A 20281-nucleotide genomic window follows, 5' to 3' on the forward strand; every position below is an offset into this window, starting at 1 on the left:
TATTCATCAGTTAAATGGGGGAAACTGGGCCGTCATTCTTGATTATTGTTGTTAGCAGCTTGATAACAGGCAATTGGGTGTAGCTGGTAGTATGACGAATCGTGGATTTTATCTATTAAAAAAAGAGCACAGCGTGAACGACGGCTGTGCTCTATACCCCTGACTCCTTAACCGCATATCACTGCAATGATCGGATCGGTTCGTCTCGTTTGTGGCCCTTGTAATCGATCCATACCACCGACTTTACAACCGGTTGCAGCCATAGCGCTCTGCCCGACTGCGACAGATAGGAACTGCCAAAAGGAAGCTCGATCCGCTGCGTTTTGCCGTTGGTAAGTGTGACCAGAGCGGCTATGTCTGTATTTTTGGGCCTGAGTTGCCGGCCGGGTACGTTGCGTTGGAAGACACAAAGTGGCCCACGATTCTGAGTTGCCAGAAATAGGGTGTTACCCCTGGCGCCAGTTAGTTGTACCAGTCCTTTGGCGTTGCCCGTAACGCAAAGTCCGCTTTTTTGCATGGGCTGAGCGGTGAAGTTGCCCGTTCCATCGCCCCGTAGATAAAGACCATTCAGCGCGTCGTAACGGCCAACGTGTACCTCACCGCTAAAGTCGTTGCCCACTGCCAGCAGGTCCAGATTGCCATCCAGGTCAACGTCGCTGGCCACCATACCAAACAGAGGGGCCAACTGAGCCTGCATTGGTAATGGATGCATCGCAAACTGCGGTACGCCACCCGGCCCCGGCCCTTTATTTTCAATGTACATCGACCGAAGTTCGTTTACCTCCAGAACGGTAGCCTGCTTCATTTCGTCGGGCTTCAGCAATTTGTCGATGCTGGCCTGGGTGAAATCGCTGTACTGCTGAAACCGCCCGCGCAACACGATCATCTGCTTAATCAGGTCGTCGCGCCCGTGGAAGGTAAATTCCCGTTGCTGGCCCTTCTCATCAGGAATATAGATGGTAGGAATAGCATCGTAGAAGCCGTTATTGTCGAAATCCCCGGCATACAGCCGGGCTGGATGCTGCTCAGAAGCCCGCATCCGGGCGTTCAAGCCCAGGTTGCCCGCTACATAGTCAATATCGCCATCATTATCGAAGTCGCCGGGTGTAAGCGAATTCCACCACCCGCGTGCTGTGCTGAACTGGGTGGGTACAGCGGCCAGTTTGCCTTGCCGGTTTTCCAGAAGCATTACAGGCATCCACTCACCGGCCAGTATCAGGTCTGGGTCGCCATCATTGTCCGGATCGGTCCAGAGCGCGTCGCAGATCAGGCCAATGTCTTTCAGTGTGGGTGCCACCTGCCCGGTTACGTCGGTGAAACGAGGCTGACCGGGCTTGCTGTCATTCCGTAGCAACAGACTCGATGGTGCTTTCGGGTATTGATCAGGAATGACACGACCGCCGACAAACAGATCCAGGTCGCCATCCTGATCAAAGTCGGCGGCTTTCACGCACGATTTGCTCGTTGTATTCACTGGCAACGTACCTGGCGGAGCGAGCGAGAACGTACCTGATCCAGCGTTTACATACAACCGGTCCTGGTAAGCGGGGCTATCGGCCGGGTTTTCTACACTGCCACTGGCAATATACAAATCCAGGTCTCCGTCGGCGTCGGCATCGAAGAGCAACGTACCCATGTCTTCCTGTTGTTTGTCGGCCGGGTTTGGCAAAACGGGTAAACCTGCCTTCTCGATGAATGCGCCCGTTTTCGTCTGAATCAGAAAGTGCCCCTGCTGCTTCCGCGAACCTCCGACAAACACATCGTCGAGCCCATCTCCGTTGATATCGCCTACAGACGCGGCTGGCCCAAACTGCGATAATTTGTGGGGTAATAATTTTTGCGAATTGAAGTCGATAAATTCCGGTTCGGTATGCATCAACGCTAACCCCAGCGAATCGGTCACGTCGTGAAGCAGGGGCGGAGCGAAGCTGTCTGGGGTGAGCTCTTCCTGCGCATCGGCCTGGCGAACTGTTAGTACCTGATTGGGCTTCACATTGCGTATGGTCTGCTGCCGGGCGGGCTGGCCGTCATGGGCGGGCCAAACCACGCGTAGTTCCTGAACAACATCGACCGCACCCAACCCAAAATGGCCAACCGGTTCAACCGTCGATAGATATCCCCGATAAGGACTATGTTCATAAACCTGTTGCTGGTTTTTCTGGCCATCGCGGGTATCGTACCTGATCGTGACGAACGCGCCCAGCCCCATTCGATTACGGGCAGGCCCGTCGAAACGCAGGCGCAGGTACGTTGCCGATGCGCCTTTCTGCTCCATCAGGTTGTTGCGGTAAACAAAGGCCGAATCGTTGATGTTGCTGACCACGTAATCCAGATCGCCATCGTTGTCGAGGTCACCATAGGCGGCGCCATTGGAGAAACTGGGTGTTTTCAGGCCCCATTGTTCCGTTACATCGGCAAACGTAGGTACGTTGCCCCCCAGGTTTCGGAACGCGTAGTTTGGAATCTTAACTACCGGAATCTGGTCAAGGAGAAACCGCTTCGTGGTTACGGTGGCGCTTTGTTCCCGAAATGAAATGAAGTCGCGGTCGGTCACATCCTTCGGGAAGCCATTGGTGACCAGTAAATCCCGGTGGCCGTCGTGGTCGAAATCAACCAGCAAAGGGGACCAGCTCCAGTCTGTTTCGGCCACATCGGCCAGTAAACTTACCTCACTAAACAGGGGTGCTCCTTTTTCGACGCGTTGAACGGGGGCTAACTGCCCGTTGGCCAATCGTGGCTGGCTGCTGGAAAGGCCCATCGTTCCGAGTCGTGGCCCTTGGTTCAGTTGAAGTGTGTTTCGAACATATTGGTAGTTGAACCCAAACTGATCGTTGTTCAGGTAAGCCTGGTAATTGTTTGGACCCACCAGCATCTTCTTGCGGAAGTTATCGCGCGGGAGCATATCAACGGCCACGATGTCCAACAGTCCGTCGTTGTTTACGTCTGCCACATCATTACCCATGGCCGAACTGCTGGTGTGCTTGAAATACTGGCCAGCCTCGTCACGAAAGCCTGTGTGTTTGTCGGCGCTGTGCTGGTTGATCCATAACAGATCATCGGTCAGGTAATCATTCGTTACATACACATCGCGCCAGCCATCCCGGTTCAGGTCGGTAATATTCAGCCCCAGCCCGTAGCCTTCCATCTGAATACCTTCCTGCTTCGATACGTTCGTAAATACCGGATGGCCCAGTTTCGGGTTAAAGTCGTTCCGATATAATCGATCCGTTGTTTTAGAGGCACCATTCGCGATTTTGTCATGATACGTACCCGGACTCCGGTCTTCGGTTGTGTTGGTCAGCACATACAGGTCCAGATCGCCATCATTATCATAGTCGAAGAAGGCGGCATTGGTAGTGTGTCCATTATCAGCGACACCATACTCGCGGGCTAGTTCTTTAAAAATGGGTACCCCGTTTCGTACCCCCTGGTTAACATACAGCAGATTTTCCCGCTTCACCGAGTCTTTACTCACGGTGGCACCTACGTACAGATCCATCTGCCCATCGTTATTGATGTCTACCATCGCTACGCCCGAGCACCATTTACCGGCGCCATCCACACCCGAGGCCGTGGTTATGTCGCGAAAATGCAGATCGTGTGAACCGGGCTCCGTCTGATTGAGAAAAAGTCGGTTGGGTACCTGATTACCGGTAAAAAAAACGTCGGTCCGCCCGTCATTATCAAAATCGCCGAGGGCAACCCCGCCACCATTGTAGATATACTCAAAATCGATGATGTTGAGCGAATCGTTATCGATGATTCGGTTAGCGAAGTCAATTCCCGTATCAGAGGCCGCTAATGACGTAAATAAAGGCTTTTGGCCGAGTTGACAGGCATTAAAGGTAAGGCCTACACCCAGACAGATAACCTGGCCTATAAGGCTATTACGTAGGTTTATTTTCGTAATCACGGGTTGTTTCTGAATAGATGATGAAACGTTATACTGATCATTTATTTTCTGTCAAAAATAGGCTTAAACAGGCATTTATACGTCTTATTTTATCGCAAGCTGCATCAAAATTGTATTATTAAAGAATTAAATAGAGTAGAAGGAAGTATGGGCTTGCTTACGTCTGCTATAAAGCACCGAGTATATTTTTTGCCTTTTTCAGGGATATACTCATAATGTACATTAATCTTTTAAACCTATTACTTACATGAGAAGCAAGCTTCTACAAATTACTTGTCTTAGCATAGCCTTTTTCCTAGTTGGGATTGGTGCTTTTGCTCAGGCGCGGCGCGTCAGTGGGCGCGTGACCGGCCCCGATGGCGGGATTCCGGGTATTAACGTGGTAATCAAAGGAACCTCAACCGGTACATCTACGGATGCAAACGGCGGGTATACCCTAAACCTACGTGGTAACAGTGATGTACTGATTTATTCAGGTATTGGCTTCAAATCGCAGGAGCTGACTGTTGGCAATCGCACGTCTATCGACGTGACACTGGCCGAAGACGCTTCGGTACTTAATGAAGTAGTTGTTACGGGGTACACCACCGATGATCGCCGGAACGTAACGGGTGCTGTATCAACCGTAAAGGCGCGGGCTCTTCAGGCGGTACCATCCGGTAATGTTGAGCAGCAGTTGCAGGGACGTGTTTCTGGTGTGACGGTTATTTCGAACGGCCAACCTGGTACAAGCAGCCAAGTTCGTGTTCGGGGCTTCGGTGCCTTCGGCGGAAACGAACCGCTTTATGTGGTTGATGGGGTGCCTGTAGGTTCGGTCAACATTGTAGCTCCTGATGATGTTGAAACAACGACTGTTCTGAAAGATGCTGCTGCCGCTTCTATTTATGGTGCCCGTGCTGCCAACGGTGTAATCGTTATTACAACCCGTAAAGGCTCGAAGACACCTCGTAAAATGCAGGTCACATATGATGGCCAATACGGTGTGACTGATCCCGGTAAAGGGCAGGAAATGCTAAACCCAACTGAATTTGCCGACTGGACCTGGCGTCAGTTCAGAAACACGGCGTTTCAGAACGGAACAACACCAGCCTATAGCCACCCTCAGTTTGGAACAGGCTCAACACCCGTTATTCCTGACTATATCAATGTAGGTGGTGCTGCTGGCGTAATCGGTTCAGTTGACCTGGCTGCTGCTAAACTGAAATACAACATCAACCCTAGTGCCGGTTCTATCTATCAGGTAGTTAAAGCTAATAAGCAGGGCACAGACTGGTACAAAGAGATCACGCGTGTAGCTCCTGTTCAGCGGCACGGTGTTGGCTTCTCAGGTAGCGGCGAATCAGCTCGTTACTATGTTGGTTTCAGCGCACAGGATCAGCAGGGTATTCTCCTGAATAACGATTTCAAGCGGTATACATTCCGGGCAAACACGGAGTTTGATCTCAGCAAGAAAGTGCGGATTGGCGAAAACATTCAGTTAACGTACCTGTCTGTATTAGGTCAGGGTGGTGGCAGCGGTGGTCAAGGTGTAGCTGCTGACGAGAATGACGTGTTGCAGGCGTTCCGTATGCCATCGATCATTCCAGTATATGATGAATTTGGTGGCTACGCGGGTACTGCGGCAAAAGGCTTCAACAACCCACGTAACCCAGTCGCTAACCGGGCAGGACAGGCTGACAACCGGGGTTTCAACACCAACGCGTTTGGTAACATCTATCTGGAAGTTGAACCAATTGAGTTTTTGACGCTGCGTAGCACGGTTGGTGGGCAGTACAATAACTTCTACAACTACAACTTTACCCGCTTACAGTACGAGAACTCAGAAAATAACTCAGCTTTTGGCTATTCTGAAGGAGGAGGCTATTCGTTTGGCTGGACGTTGACCAACACGGCTTCCTACAAACGTAAGTTTGGTATGCACGCTGTTGACGTAATTGTTGGTCAGGAAGCGTTGAACACGGGTGCTGGCAGAAACATCAATGGTAATGGTCAGAACCCCTTCTCAATTGACCCAAACTACATCACGCTGAACACGGTATCCTCTACCGGACGTACAGTTGGTAGCGGTCAGTTCAAAGGCGTAAACTTCTACTCATTGTTTGGTCGGGTGAACTATGTCTACAATGACAAGTACATCGTTACGGGTGTGATTCGTCGCGACGGTTCGTCACGCTTCGGTGCCAACAACCGGTATGGTGTATTCCCAGCTGCATCGGTAGCCTGGCGTATGTCAGCAGAGCCATTCATGAAAAACCTGCCATGGGTAACTGATCTGAAAATTCGTGGTGGTTATGGTCTGATGGGTAACTCGAACAACGTAGACCCCAACAACCAGTACAGCCTATATGCGGCCAACCTGGGTAACTCGGCCTATGATATTAATGGCTCTAACTCAAGCACTGTTGACGGATACTACCGCTCACGGATCGGTAACCCTGATGCAAAGTGGGAGACCTCGATCACCAGCAACATTGGTTTCGATGGTTCATTCTTCAACAACCGCCTGGAAGTTATCTTAGACGTATGGCGTAAGGACACCAAAGACCTGCTGTTCCAGGTGCCTATCCCCGACGTAATTGGTACGTATGCTTCAGCTCCTGCCGTAAACATCGGCGAAATGCGCAATGAAGGTATTGATATTCAGGTAATTGGTCGCGGCAAAATCGCTTCCGAAATTGGTTACGAAGCCAACGTAACGGCTAGCTTCCTGAGCAACAAGATCGTTTCGCTGGCTCCTGGTATCACGTACCTGACAACGGTAAACCCTGGCTTCCGGGGTATCAACCCAATTCGAAACCAACTGGGTTACTCACTCTCTGCTTTCTACGGTTACCAGACACTAGGTCTGTTCCAAAACAAAGCTGAAGTAGATGCGGCTCCAAAACAGGATGGTGCTGCTCCGGGTCGTTTCCGCTATGCCGACATCAATGGCGATAAGGTAATAAACGCTGATGACCGGACGTACCTGGGTAGCCCTGTTCCAAAATTCACCGGTGGTTTGAACCTGAAGTTCACATACAAAGCGTTTGATATCGAAATGTATGGTTACACGTCGATCGGTAACAAGATCTTCAACGTGTCGAAGTGGTTCACTGATTTCTATCCATCATTTGCCGGTGCAGCTATCAGCGCTCGCGTGAAAAACTCGTGGTCGACTGAAAACCCAGGTGGTACGGTGCCCATTTTCGAATCGGCGTCTAACTTCAGTACCAACACGCAGTCAAACTCATACTACGTAGAAGATGGCTCTTACTTCCGGATGCAAAACCTGTCATTCGGTTATAACCTGCCAAGCAGCCTGCTGAACAAGGTTAAGCTTCAGCGTGTGCGCGTATTCGTTTCTACGAACAACCTGTTCACCATCACAAAATACCAGGGTCTTGACCCAAGCGTAGGTGGTAACGCTGATACGAACTTCGGTATCGACGTGGGTAACTACCCCATCACACGTAGCGTACTGGGTGGCGTATCGCTGGCATTTTAATAACAAGGGACTTTTTCCCGATCAAACTAAATCATACAATGAGAAACAATATAAAACTCTTAATCCTAGGGGTTACTACTACCCTGGGCTTAGTGACTGTTTCGTGTAAAGACACTTTCCTGGAGGTGCCCGTTACCGGACAGTTGGCTGGTGCTCAGCTTAGTTCAAAAGCAGGTATCGAAGGTTCACTGATTGCCGCTTATTCGATTCTGAACGGCCGGGGCGAACGCCTTGCCTCGTTCAACAACTGGGTATGGGGTGGTATTCGTGGTGGTGACGCCAACAAAGGCACTGACCCAGGTGACTTCTCGACAATTAACCCGATTCAGCGCTTCGAGACTATACCCTCGGGCGACCAGGTAGGTCAGACATGGCAGCGTAAATACGAGGGTATCAGCCGCGCCAATACAACGCTAAATCTGCTGAAAAACGCACCGGCTGATATGTCGGCCGATGATCGGAAGCGTGTTGGTGCCGAAGCTCGCTTCCTGCGTGGGCTATATTATTTCGACCTGAAGCGTATCTACGGTGATGGTGCGCCCTACATCGACGAAACGGTCGATTACGGTACTGGCATCGAAAAAGTAGCCAACGGTGTAAACCTGTGGCCAAAAATCGAGGCTGATGCTAAGTTCGCTTACGAGAACCTGCCCGAAACACAGGCAGCAGCTGGCCGGGTAAACAAATGGGCGGCGGCGGCTCAGTTGGCTAAAGTGTACCTTTATCAGAAGAAATACACGGAAGCAAAAGGCTTGTTTGATCTGATCATTGCGAGCGGTAAAACGTCAAACGGCAAGAAATACGGTCTGGTACCGAAATATGCCGATCTCTTCAAAGCATCGAACGATAACAATGAAGAGTCGATATTCGCCATTCAGGCAGCTGCCAACACAGGTAACGTGAACAACGCTAACCCTGAATTTGACCTGAACTACCCATATAATACGGGTCCTAATGGTCCGGGTAACTGCTGCGGCTTTAACCAGCCTAGCTTCGAATACGCTAACTCATTCCGTACGGATGCGAATGGCCTGCCATTGCTCGATGGTTCGTATAACTCAGCAACCAACGCCCTGAAGACGGATATGGGTATCCTGTCGAAGGCAGACTTCACGCCTGATGCTGGTAACGTAGACCCACGGTTAGACCACACGATCGGTCGTCGTGGTATTCCTTACCTCGACTGGCAGGATCACCCCGGTGCCGACTGGATTCGTAACCAGCCAAACGGTGGCCCTTACTCACCTAAGAAGTTCACGTATTACAAGTCGGACGTTGGTTCACTACAGGACAACAGCTCATGGACACCTGGTTATACGGCGCTCAACGTGCCTATCATCCGGTATGCTGACGTACTGCTGATGGCGGCTGAGTGTGAGATCGAAGTGGGTAGCCTGACCAAAGCGTTGGAATACACCAACCTGGTTCGTGCCCGTGCAGCTAACCCTGCTGGTTTCGTAACCAAAGCTGGTGCACCTGCTGCGAAATACACGATCAGCCTATATCCGGCTTCTGTGTTTGCGTCAAAAGCATCAGCTACAGCAGCGGTTCGCTTCGAGCGCCGTCTGGAACTGGGTGATGAAGGTCACCGCTTCTTCGACCTGGTTCGTTGGGGTATTGCCGCAACAACAATCAATGCTTACCTACAATATGAGGGAGCCAAAGAGCGGCTCCCAACAACGCTGGGTGGCGCTACGTTTACAGCTGGTCAGGATGAGATCCTGCCTGTTCCACAGGCTCAGATCGATATCCAGGGTAAAGATATTCTGAAGCAGAACGCAGGATACTAACCAGTGACCGACTATAAGGTGACAAAAAAAGTGGGCTGGTGTAACAACCAGCCCACTTTTTTTGTCAGAAGCTTATGGTTAAAGCATAATCTGCTTTGCTACACCACAGTCTTTATCCAGTTGACTAAAACCAGGCTGATTGAATTTCACACTTTCGGTTAGCCTTGGTCCAAAAGGGCACAAATCAGACAGCTCAGTGAATAGTCTGACGTACAATTTACTAAGAACAGTTAGCTGTTGCACTCAGCCTTAACTCACGGCAAAGACGCTACGTATCGCTCAATTAAAAAGGCCAGCCTCTCACGAGGCTGGCCTTTTTAATATATCTGAACAGCTTAGTAACCAGGATTCTGTTTCAGCACGCTTGAGCCTTGCAAATCGATCTGTGTTTGCGGCAGGGGCAGGTATTCGTTCTTACTTGCGGTAAACACAGCACCACTGTAGGCATTGGACAACTTCGTCTTCTCGTAGGCAAGGAAGGCGTTGAGTGTTGGCTCGGCCACGCCCCAACGAACCAGATCAAAGAACCGTTGGCCTTCTTCGGCCAGTTCCAGTTTACGCTCGAACCGCACCGTTTGACGAGCCACCGCCTGCGATGCAAATGCCGAGGCAGGATATGGGCTGATGACATACTTCGCCGCTGGCTGACCAGCCGTTGTCAGAACGAAACCAGCGGGGTTGGCCGCCCGGTTACGTACCTGGTTCACGTAACTCATTGCCGTAGTCAGGCTTCCTACTTCCACTTCAGCTTCAGCGGCCATTAACAGAACATCAGAATAGCGCATCAACACGATGTTTGTGGCCGACCAGCCTTTCGTCCAGTTCGATACGTCAGCTACTTTGCCTTGTTGAGCCAGGTAGAAAACGTATTTTTTAGTCGAATAAGGGCCGCCAAATGCCTGGTTACGCGTCCAGGCGCTGGTGAAGTCGCCGTAATCCAGATAAGGGATACCTCGACGGCCAACCGTATGGTCTAAACGTGGGTCGATGTTTCCGGCGTCTGGTGTAAAGGCATCACCCGGTAGCAAGCCCATGTCTGTTTTTATCTCATTCGTGCCGCTATTATAAGCTCCGTTGGCAAGTGCATTATCTACTGGTAATCCGTTGGCGTTGGTACGGAACGAGTTAGCCAAGTCAAAGCTAGGCTTGAAGAAGTCGCAGCAAGTGGCACCGATACCCGCACTGTAGGGGTAGTTCAGATTCAGGTCACCTGAGGCTGCGTCTGAGCTACCGGCGTTTGCTACGTTCTGCGTTGAGAAAATGGCCTCCTCGCTGTTCTCGTTGGCCGAGTTGAATACCTGTGCATACTGAGGAACCAGACCAAACTTTTTACCATTGGTTGTTTTGCCATTGGCAATGATCAGGTCATACAGTGCCTTCGCTTCTGCGTACTTCCTTTGATACATGTATGTTCTGGCCAGATAAGCCGCCGCCGCCCATTTGTTGGCCCGGCCAGCCTGCGTGTTCGTCTCAGCCAGGTTGTCGTAGGCATACTTGAAATCAGCCTCAATCTTAGGCCAGATATCGGTATTGTTCGGGATCGCCTTGATCGTAGCACCAAAATCAGAGCCGTAATCAACCGTCTCGTCGATATAAGGCACCATGTTGAACGTGCGCTTCAGATCGAAATAGTACAGGCCACGCAGGAAACGCGACTCGCCCGATAACTGCTGCTTGAGGGCGGCTGTTACCGTAGGATCGGCTGATGGAAGTAGCCGAAGTACCGAGTTGGCGCGGCTCACCCCTTCGTAAAGCGCCTGCCAGCGAGAATTTAATTCAGCGCTCGAGGCATTGATCAGGTACGTTTCAAACGGCGTAATGGCATTAAAGTCAGCCGGGTCAGAGCCCTTGTTGGCGTCGCCTCCCATGATACTGCCATATACCCAGTTGGTGGGGCTGGCCGTTTGTGAGTAGCCACGGCCATTCAACTGAGCGTAGGTACTGATCAATAGTCCCTGTAAACCGTTATTCGTGGTCAGGGCTGTATTAAGCAACTGGCCAGCAGGAGTTACGTCGAGAAACGTATCCTTACAGGCTATTGAAATTACAGTCAGGAGTAGTAATGTACCGGCCCCTTTTGCGAGTGTCTTTCTCATTTTCTATATTTTTAAATAGATTAGATCGTGTGTATTTTGATTGAGAAGCTTGATAATCAGGCTTCTCAATCAAAAAGGTTGTTTAGAAACCGATGCTCAGGCCAGCGTTGTAGCTCCGTGTGATCGGGTAGTTACCCACGTCGATACCGAAGTTGCTATCAGCCGCACCGCCAACACCTGGATCGAGGCCTTTGTAGCCCGTGATGGTGAATACGTTGTTGGCAGCCAGCGAGAAACGTACCCGGCTCAGACCCAATTTGCCAACTAGTTCAGCAGGTAGTGTGTATCCGATGGTTACGTTCTGCATCCGTAGGTACGAGCCGTTCTCTACGTAGAATGAGTTAGGCACCGTATTAGTGCTGAAGTTGCCAACATCTTCAAAAATTGGCTGCATCGTGCTCGTATTTGTAGGCGTCCATGAATCTTTCACCCGTGCGCTGATGGCTGCTCCTGAGAACGATGGATAGAAATCAGTGAACCATTTCGACATGTTGAAGATCTTGTTCCCCAGCGATGAATACAGGTACGTTGCCACGTCGAAGCCTTTGTACGTGAACCGGAGATTCAGACCGCCGGTGAATTTCGGAATCGGGCTACCAATGAAGGTGCGGTCATCATTGTTGATCCGACCATCACCATTGACGTCAGCATAGCGGAACCGACCTACACCTGCGCCTTCCTGCGTAGGAGCAGCCGTCACTTCTTCTCTTGTCTGGAACAGACCCACTACCTGATAACCGAAGAACGAAGCCAGCGGCTGACCAGGCTGGTTGCGCGTTTCTGGTAACGACAGCCGGTTTGTTCCCGGGGCTACGTCGAAGTAAGGAACACCGGGGGCCAATGACTGAATTTTGTTGTTCAGAATGCTACCCGTTACGTTTACTTCATACCCAACATCACTGCTGGCTACCTTGCCACGCGTAATGATCTGAAGATCAATACCTTCGTTACGCATGCTGGCAATGTTTACCGATGGTGCCGTTGCCCGCTGACCAATTACACCGGCAATTGGTACCTGAAACAACAGATCTTTGGTGTCTTTCCGCCAGATATCAAGTACAACGTCGAGCTTACCGTTGAAGAACGACCCGTCGATACCGATGTTCGTTGTTGTGCTGGTTTCCCATTTGGCATTGGGGTTACCAATCCGGCTCCGGTAGAAGCCCGGATCTACGCCCGAGTTCCCCCCGCTGATGTCATACGAATTGGCTACGTTCGACTGGTAGAGGCTATACTGGTTGTTTGGGTCTACGTTGTTTGAGTTACCCATCTGTCCCCAGCCACCGCGAACCTTCAGGTCGGTAACAAACGGAATATCTTTCATGAACGGCTCGGCCGATAAGCGCCACGCCGCCGAGATGGCCGGGAATACGCCATACCGGTTGGTAGCACCAAACCGCGATGAACCATCGCGACGGATCACACCGGTAACGATGTACTTATCCAGCAGGCTGTAATTGACCCGGGCAAACTGCGAATAGAAGTTTACACCGCTGAACAGGTCACTGTTCGATTGCCGACCAGACGCTGAAGATGTAGTGATGTTGGCGTAGTTCGGATCAGTAGAGAAGGGGTTCAGGCCCGAACCGCTCAGGTTACGACCAAAACCAGTGTTCAGGGCCTCCAGACCCACTAACACGTCGACGCTATGAATACCAAATTTGCGCTTATACTGCGCCGTGTTCGTGAACGTCCAGGCGATGCTGTAACCGGCACCTTCGTTGATCCGGAAACCACCGTTGTTACCTTCGGCGTTTTCGTACGTATTGCGCGACGTCGTTTTGTTGTAGTAGTTTGACAAAGCACCACCAATGCTGCTGCGGATAGTCAGGTCGGGAATGATGTCATACTCCAGGTAGGCATTGCCGAAGAAACCGATGTTGAAGTTCCGGTTGTTCTTGGCGCCATCTCGTGAGGCAACCGGGTTGGCTGGGTTGTTAAACCCTTTTGCCGCCGTACCAGCGTAACCACCGAATACATCATACACCGGAATGATTGGCGCCATCCGGAAAGCCGTCAGGATCTCGCTTTCTTCCTGCGACAGGTTTTGCCCTGCATTACCACCTACCTGACCAGAGTTGTCGATGTAGGTAGCCTGTAGGTTCTCGCCGAAACGCAGCTTTTTGCTTTTCAGGATGTCAAATTCAGAATTGGCGCGGAATACGTACCGGCTGAAGTTGTTGTTCAACAGAATACCCGCCTGCGTTTGCTGGCTAACGCTGATGTAGTACCGGCTGCTTTCGCTACCGCCCGAGAAACCCAGTGTGTGGCGCATCAAAGGTGCTGTCCGGGTGATGGCTTTATACCAGTTTGTACCGGCCTGATTGGCGCGCGTAACCTGATAAATGCCACCCAGCGATGGGTCAATGTTGTACTTGGCCCGTTCTGCGGCGAGGTCTACGCCACCCGTTACACCAAAGCGATTACCAACCTGTAGGTACTCAGGCAGCACAGGTGTCAAGCCCTGACCGTACTGGCCGCTGGCAATACCCGTGAAGCTGTTGGGTCCAATAGTACCGCCATTGGCCAGAATCCGGTTACGCACGGCGTTCCAGGTCCAGTCGGCCTGTTCCTGCGGATTCAATACGGCGGGAGCAACACCTGGATCGGTGATACCATACAGACCGTCGTAGGAAACAGTTAGTCGCTGCGCCTTGCGCTGGCCTTTCTTCGTTGTAATAACAATAACACCGTTGGCCGCCCGCGCTCCATAGATAGAAGCTGCAGCCGCATCTTTCAGAACCGACGTCGATTCGATATCGTCAGGGCTGAGGTTACCGATACCGCCCGTAGGCACACCGTCGACAACATAAAGCGGCTGGTTACCACCAAAGGCGCCAAAACCACGTACCCGAATGGTATTGTTAGCACCCGGCTGCCCGCTGGCAATAACCGTTACCCCGGCAATCCGACCCTGTAACTGCGTTTCAACGTTGGCCGACGGAACTGCCGCCAGATCACGTGATTTCACCGTTGATACAGCACCCGTATTATCGCGTTTGCTGTCTGTCGAGTAACCCGTTACAATCACCTCGTTCAGGGTTGAGGCTTCTTCCTGAAGTTGAACCGCAACAGTAGTACGCGTGCCTACCGTAACGTCTGTCGACTTATACCCGATAGCCGATACCGTAATTACATCAGCTGAACCGCGAAGTGTAAGTGTAAATGCCCCGTTGGCATCGGTCGTTGTGCCGATCGTTGTGCCCTTAACAACAACGGTAGCTCCAGGAACCGGATCGGTATTACTGGTAACCGTACCCGTAATCCGCCGGTCCTGCGCCATAGCACTAGTGCCCCAGAGTAATACGAATGCCCCCAGTAATATATACCGGAAGGTATTGTAAAATTTTGTGTTCATATGGTTGAGACCATTAAATTGTGAAAATGAATCAATGTATATTGATACGTCTTTAGGTTAAAGTATATTTTGATTTTTTTTAACTTAGTTCTGACATTAAAATTTGAAAATACATAAAATTATTCGGAAAATATTTATGTAACATTCTGTATTACAGGTATTTACGATAAACTAGTGTCAGTGAAAATAAATTTATTTATTTAAAGTAAATTGTTGGTTTATATTGGTTTGCAAAAAAAATTTTTACTCATAAAATAATAGATTATTACTTAATCAATAAAAGAATTATATACTTAGAAAAATCCTTATTTGAATCTATTTTCTTGTATAATTACTGAGTACCTCAATTATTTTAATTGAGTTTTAAGAATTAATTACTGTACTTTGTTATTTAATTATTGTGATATACCATGTTGCACCGTACCCTGTCAATTGCTTTCCTGTTATCCTTCGGTGGTTTCTTAACTGCCTGTCAGTCCTCATCGTCCAGTTTATTTTCACTACTTCCGGCAGAGGAGACAGGCATCACCTTTGCCAATCGGATTTCTGAGTCTGACTCGATGAGCATTCTCGATGTAGAATATTTCTACAATGGAGGCGGCGTGGCGCTGGGCGATTTCAATAATGATAGCCTGCCCGATGTCTTCTTCACGGGCAACATGGTGGCTAACCGGCTTTTCCTGAATAAGGGTAGCCTGAAGTTCGATGACATTACCCAGTCGGCGGGCGTAACGGGCAACGGCAAATGGTGCTCAGGTACGTCGCTGGTCGATATCAATAATGATGGCTGGCTGGATATTTACGTGAGCGCCACGCTGAGCAAGAGCGACAAACAGCGTGAGAATCTGCTGTATGTAAATCAGGGTGTACGCGACGGGAAGCCGGTATTTAAGGAAATGGCCCATGACTATGGTATCGCCGATAACAGTCATACTACGCACGCCGCCTTTTTCGATTATGACAACGATGGCGATCTGGACCTTTACTTATTAACCGACCGCATCGACGATTACCCGAACGTATATCGGGCAAAGGTCGACGATGGTTCTTCACTGAATACCGACCGGCTGTACCGCAATGACCCTAACCCGGCACTGGGCCATCCGGTGTTTACTGATGTCTCAAAGCAGGCGGGAATCCGGCATGATGGTTATGGGCTGGGACTGAATATTGTGGATATGAACCGGGATGGCTGGAAAGATATCTACGTGACCAACGATTACCTGACCGATGACCTGCTCTATATCAATAACCACGATGGCACCTTCACCGACCGCGCCGGAGAGACATTCAAGCATACCAGCAACACGGCGATGGGGAACGACGTGACCGATATTAACAATGACGGACTGGTTGATGTGATTGCGGTGGATATGATGCCCCGCGACAATTACCGGAAGAAGATGATGCTGGCCGCCAACAGTTACCAGACGTACCTGAACAACGATGAGTATAAATACAATTACCAGGTTGTTCGGAATACCCTGCAACTGAACCAGGGTACGCGCCCCAATATGATTACTCCCGCCTTCAGTGAAATCAGCCTGCTGGCCGATGTAGCCGAAACCGATTGGAGCTGGGCACCGATGGTAGTCGATTTCGATAACGACGGCTTCCGCGACTTGCTCATCACCAACGGGTTTCCCAAAGATGTTACCGATCGGGACTTTATGACCTTCCGGGCCGAGAACGGTAAGGTGGCCACCAAAGACTATACGCTGGCCCAGATTCCGGTGGTCAAGATCAGCAATTACGCCTTCCGCAACAATGGCGATCTAACCTTCTCAAATGTCACGCAGGATTGGGGAATAGACGTTCCCTCGTTCTCGAACGGGGCAGCCTACGGCGACCTCGACAACGATGGCGATCTGGATTACGTGGTCAACAACATTAACGATTCGGCCTTTGTTTACCGCAATAACCTGATTGAACAGAAAGGCGATCAGGCCAACTACCTGCGGGTGAAATTTGCCGGGTCGGCGCAGAACAGGATGGGCCTCGGCGCGTTTGTTGAACTACACTATGGCCGGCAGAACGAACAGCAGCAGGTGTATGAACACAGCCCTTACCGAGGGTACCTTTCAACGGTAGAGCCGGTTGCTCACTTCGGGCTGGGGGCCGTGAAGACAATCAATGAAGTACGGATTATCTGGCCTGCACATGACAACCAGCCTGCGCGGCAACAGACCTTACGCAACGTCAAGACCAACCAGGTGCTGACGGCCGATATCCGAAACGCTACCGAACCATTGTCTTTGCCGGTTAAGAAGCCCGCCTTGTTCAACGAGGTGACTGATTCACTACAGGTAGCCTACGTGCATCAGGAGCCGGAATACATCGATTTTAACACTCAGAAACTATTGCCGCATAAACTGTCGCAGTATGGTCCGAGCGTATCGGTGGGTGATGTGAACGGCGACGGCCTGGATGATCTGTTCATTGGTGGAGCAAGGGCCAACAAAGGGCGATTTCTGCTGCAGACTGCCACGGGTGGCTTTGCGGAGAAAGACCTGCTGCCAACTGGCAACGTACCTGGAAACAAACAGGAGGAAGATATGGGTACGTTGCTCTTCGACGCCGACGGTGATGGTGACCTGGATTTATACATCGCCAGTGGCAGTACCGAGGGGCAGGCAAATTCCGCTTCTTTCCAGGACAGGTTCTATATCAATAACGGCGGCACGTTCACGCTGGGCACAGGTACGTTGCCGGCCAATACTACCAGTAAATCGTGCGTAAAAGCGGCTGACTTCGACGGCGACGGCGACCTGGACCTTTTCATTGGTGGCCGGGTAATACCTGATCAGTATCCCAAAGCCACATCGAGTCTGCTGCTTCGTAATGACAGCAAACCCGGCCAGCCACACTTTACCGATGTAACGGCGCAGGTGGCACCCGTTCTAACCAATATCGGTCTTGTCTGCGATGCCCTCTGGACAGATCCAGACAATGATGGCGATGTTGATCTGATGCTGGCCGGCGAGTTTATGCCCCTCACGTTGCTGACCAACAACGGCGGGAAGCTGACGAACCAGGGCGCAGCTAACGGGCTGGCTAAATCGGTTGGTTGGTGGAACTCACTGGTTGCCGGCGATTTTGATCGAGACGGTGATATTGACTACATAGCCGGTAACCTTGGGCTTAACGCCCGCATGCGCGCCACCAACGAAGAGCCCGTGCGCATGTATGCCGGTGATTTCGATAACAATGGTTTTTATGATGCCATACCAACCATCTTTATTCCTGATGCAGACGGCAGGCGGCAGGAATACACCTTCCACGGGCGCGAAGACCTGATTAAGCAGATGATCGTGATGCGCCGACGGTTTCCCTTCTACAAAGATTTCGCTACGGCAACAATCGATAAGCTCCTTACGCCCGAAGAGCGGCAGAACGCTACAGTACTGGAAGCCAACTACCTGCAATCTGCCTACGTAGAAAACAAGGGCAACGGCACCTTTGCCATCCGAGCCTTACCCGTACAGGCGCAACTGGCTCCGATTTTCGGCATGGTTGCCGACGATGTGGACCGCGATGGCAATCTCGATGTTATGCTGGTAGGTAACGATTTCAGCGGCGAAGTGCTGGCTGGCCGTTATGATGCATTGAATGGCCTGTGGCTCCGGGGGAACGGAAAAGGCAACTTCACGGCACAATCCATTAACACGAGCGGCTTCTACGTACCTGGAAACGGCAAAGCGCTGGCGCAACTGATTGATAATAAAGGCAGTGAACTGCTTATAGCTTCGCAAAACAGAGGGCGCCTGTGTATTTTCCGCAATAGCAAACCGGTGCGGCGTATACGACTAGGCTCTACCGATGCATCGGCGTTATTGACCTTTGCAGATGGCAAAAAGCAAAAGGTAGAATTCAGCTATGGCAATTCGTTCCTGTCGCAGTCGGCCCGCGTGCTGACGGTAAGCCCGCAGGTAAAGGCCGTTGACATTATGGATTCGCAGGGTCGTAAGCGGTCGGGATTCCAGCCGAACACACTGGTAAAGAACTAGTTGGCTCAGCAGGTCAGTATTGTCTGCCGACAAACGGAGTGTATGAAGTTGTAAGGCGTTTTGGTTACTTCAGAAGCGTCCGGTAGGTGCGGGCAATGCGGGTGGGTGGTACATCGCAGGCGAACAGAAGAACGGCAGCCAGATTGGCCAACTGAACCCGCAACCACGAATTGGCTTCGTATTTACGAGCCGATACAACAACATCTTTGGGAACAACCATGAACCGAGCCCGTTGTTCAATGCGCCGGATGATGTCAAAATCTTCCATAATCACATACCGTTCATCGAACCCATGTAACTGGTTAAAAAGAGCCTGGGTGATAAACAGTGTTTGATCACCGCCCCGACTCATGAGTCCGCCAAACCGGGTACCATAATTGTTAAAGCGAAGCAAAACCTTATCTGAATCGAACCGGAATCGGTAACGGCCTGCGTCATAGCCTGCCGCCAACGCCTGCTTAATGTCGCTGACGAAATCAGGATGGACCTGTACATCGGCATGAACGAAATAAAGCACATCGCCGGTAGCCCGCTGTGCTCCGTAATTCATTTGAGCGGCTCGCCCCCGCCTGGGTGCTTGTAAGACGGTTGCTCCGGCCCGGCTGGCATACGCAACTGTTTCATCGGTGCTTCCCCCATCAACCACCAGTACGTCAGCTACCCGATCGCCCGCATGTGAAAGCACGCGCTTCACAACCTGCTCAATCGTGGCGGCTTCATTATAGGTGGGAACGATAACGCTGATCATCATAGAGTACAAAAATCGTACAAAGCGAAACGCCCGGCAAGTGGTATGCTTGCCGGGCGTTTCAAGACGTCGTTACTGTAATAAGGTACTGCTCAATTAGGCAATGAACGGACCAGCAATAGCCAGTACGTCACTTTTGCTAAGTGGCTCGTCGAACGCCTCTGTAACGGCTTCGGCAGACTTACCTGAAATACCGGCCAACTCAACACCAAGCTGGTTGGTGATGTTGTCGCTGGCATAAATGGTCACAGGCAGGCCGGAAGCGTCAGAATTCGTGATCCATCCTTTGAATCCACGCAGTACCCGGATACGGGCAGCATGGCGCGCTTCAACTGAGTGGATATTCAGTGCAACTTCGAGAACGGCCGGGGCATTTATCAGGTTACCAGCCTGACCTTTGTAGGCCCGTACACCGGTATCTTCAAACGCCTGTGACAATGCCATATAGGTCTGGAAGTTTGAGAATACAGTTGGGAAAGCTCCCTTGGCCGTAAAATCAAATGTTGGTTTAGCAACTGCCTGAGCGCCTAATACTGAACGCAGCAGACGCACATGGGCTTCTTCATGTCTCCGAATGGTACGGAAGATCTCCATGAACTGGCTTGGAATCAGGCCTGACGTTTCGGTGCCGCGAACGTAAAATTCTGCTTCGAGGTATTCGAGCGTTAACGCGAAGTTGAGCACCTCAACCACGTTGGCTGGTAAACCAGACTGGCCGTATGCGTTAGACAGGGCCGAAGCCATGACCACAGGGGCAGCCACAGCTACTTTAGCTGCTTTGTTTGCCCACATGCTGAACATGTTGCGGCGTGATACATGAGCCAGGCGGTCGAAAATCTCGCCATCGACGGACTCCAGCTCGTTGAGAATATTTTGCAGATTCAT

At 51.0% G+C, this 20281-nt stretch carries 8 protein-coding genes; 3 read left to right on the plus strand and 5 right to left on the minus strand.

Going from position 1 to position 20281, the window contains the following annotated elements; all coding sequences use genetic code 11:
* Positions 1 to 178 precede the first annotated feature (178 nt).
* A complete protein-coding gene (locus J2I46_RS07030; protein WP_310589000.1) occupies positions 179 to 3913 on the minus strand; it encodes a CRTAC1 family protein in 3735 nt (1244 codons plus the stop codon).
* A gap of 247 nt (positions 3914 to 4160) precedes the next feature.
* On the opposite strand from J2I46_RS07030, the gene J2I46_RS07035 reads away from it, so the two are divergent.
* Complete coding sequence (locus J2I46_RS07035) at positions 4161 to 7397, plus strand: SusC/RagA family TonB-linked outer membrane protein (RefSeq protein ID WP_207328304.1); 3237 nt, start codon at positions 4161 to 4163, stop codon at positions 7395 to 7397.
* A gap of 38 nt (positions 7398 to 7435) precedes the next feature.
* Positions 7436 to 9187 carry a RagB/SusD family nutrient uptake outer membrane protein gene (locus J2I46_RS07040; protein ID WP_207328305.1) on the plus strand — a complete coding sequence of 584 codons (1752 nt, stop codon included), beginning with the start codon at positions 7436 to 7438 and terminating at the stop codon, positions 9185 to 9187.
* 335 nt (positions 9188 to 9522) lie between these two features.
* Here J2I46_RS07040 and J2I46_RS07045 read toward each other — a convergent pair whose 3' ends face one another.
* Together J2I46_RS07045 and J2I46_RS07050 are read right to left on the minus strand one after the other, a co-directional pair.
* A complete protein-coding gene (locus tag J2I46_RS07045) occupies positions 9523 to 11283 on the minus strand; it encodes a RagB/SusD family nutrient uptake outer membrane protein (RefSeq protein ID WP_207328306.1) in 1761 nt (586 codons plus the stop codon).
* Positions 11284 to 11365: 82 nt separating this feature from the next.
* Positions 11366 to 14641, minus strand: a complete 3276-nt coding sequence (locus J2I46_RS07050) for a SusC/RagA family TonB-linked outer membrane protein (RefSeq protein WP_207328307.1) — start codon at positions 14639 to 14641, stop codon at positions 11366 to 11368.
* A 410-nt stretch (positions 14642 to 15051) separates the two neighbouring features.
* Here J2I46_RS07050 and J2I46_RS07055 point away from each other — a divergent pair, with 410 nt between their 5' ends.
* On the plus strand, positions 15052 to 18648 hold the full coding sequence (locus J2I46_RS07055; protein WP_207328308.1) for a CRTAC1 family protein: 3597 nt from the start codon (positions 15052 to 15054) through the stop codon (positions 18646 to 18648).
* 64 nt (positions 18649 to 18712) lie between these two features.
* On the opposite strand, the gene J2I46_RS07060 is transcribed toward J2I46_RS07055, so the two are convergent.
* Together J2I46_RS07060 and J2I46_RS07065 are read right to left on the minus strand one after the other, a co-directional pair.
* A complete protein-coding gene (locus tag J2I46_RS07060) occupies positions 18713 to 19399 on the minus strand; it encodes a TIGR04283 family arsenosugar biosynthesis glycosyltransferase (RefSeq protein ID WP_207328309.1) in 687 nt (228 codons plus the stop codon).
* A gap of 93 nt (positions 19400 to 19492) precedes the next feature.
* Positions 19493 to 20281, minus strand: coding sequence for a ferritin-like domain-containing protein (locus J2I46_RS07065; protein WP_207328310.1), 789 nt, complete (start codon positions 20279 to 20281; stop codon positions 19493 to 19495).

Source organism: Fibrella forsythiae (assembly GCF_017353175.1).
In the GTDB taxonomy this organism is placed as follows: domain Bacteria; phylum Bacteroidota; class Bacteroidia; order Cytophagales; family Spirosomataceae; genus Fibrella; species Fibrella forsythiae.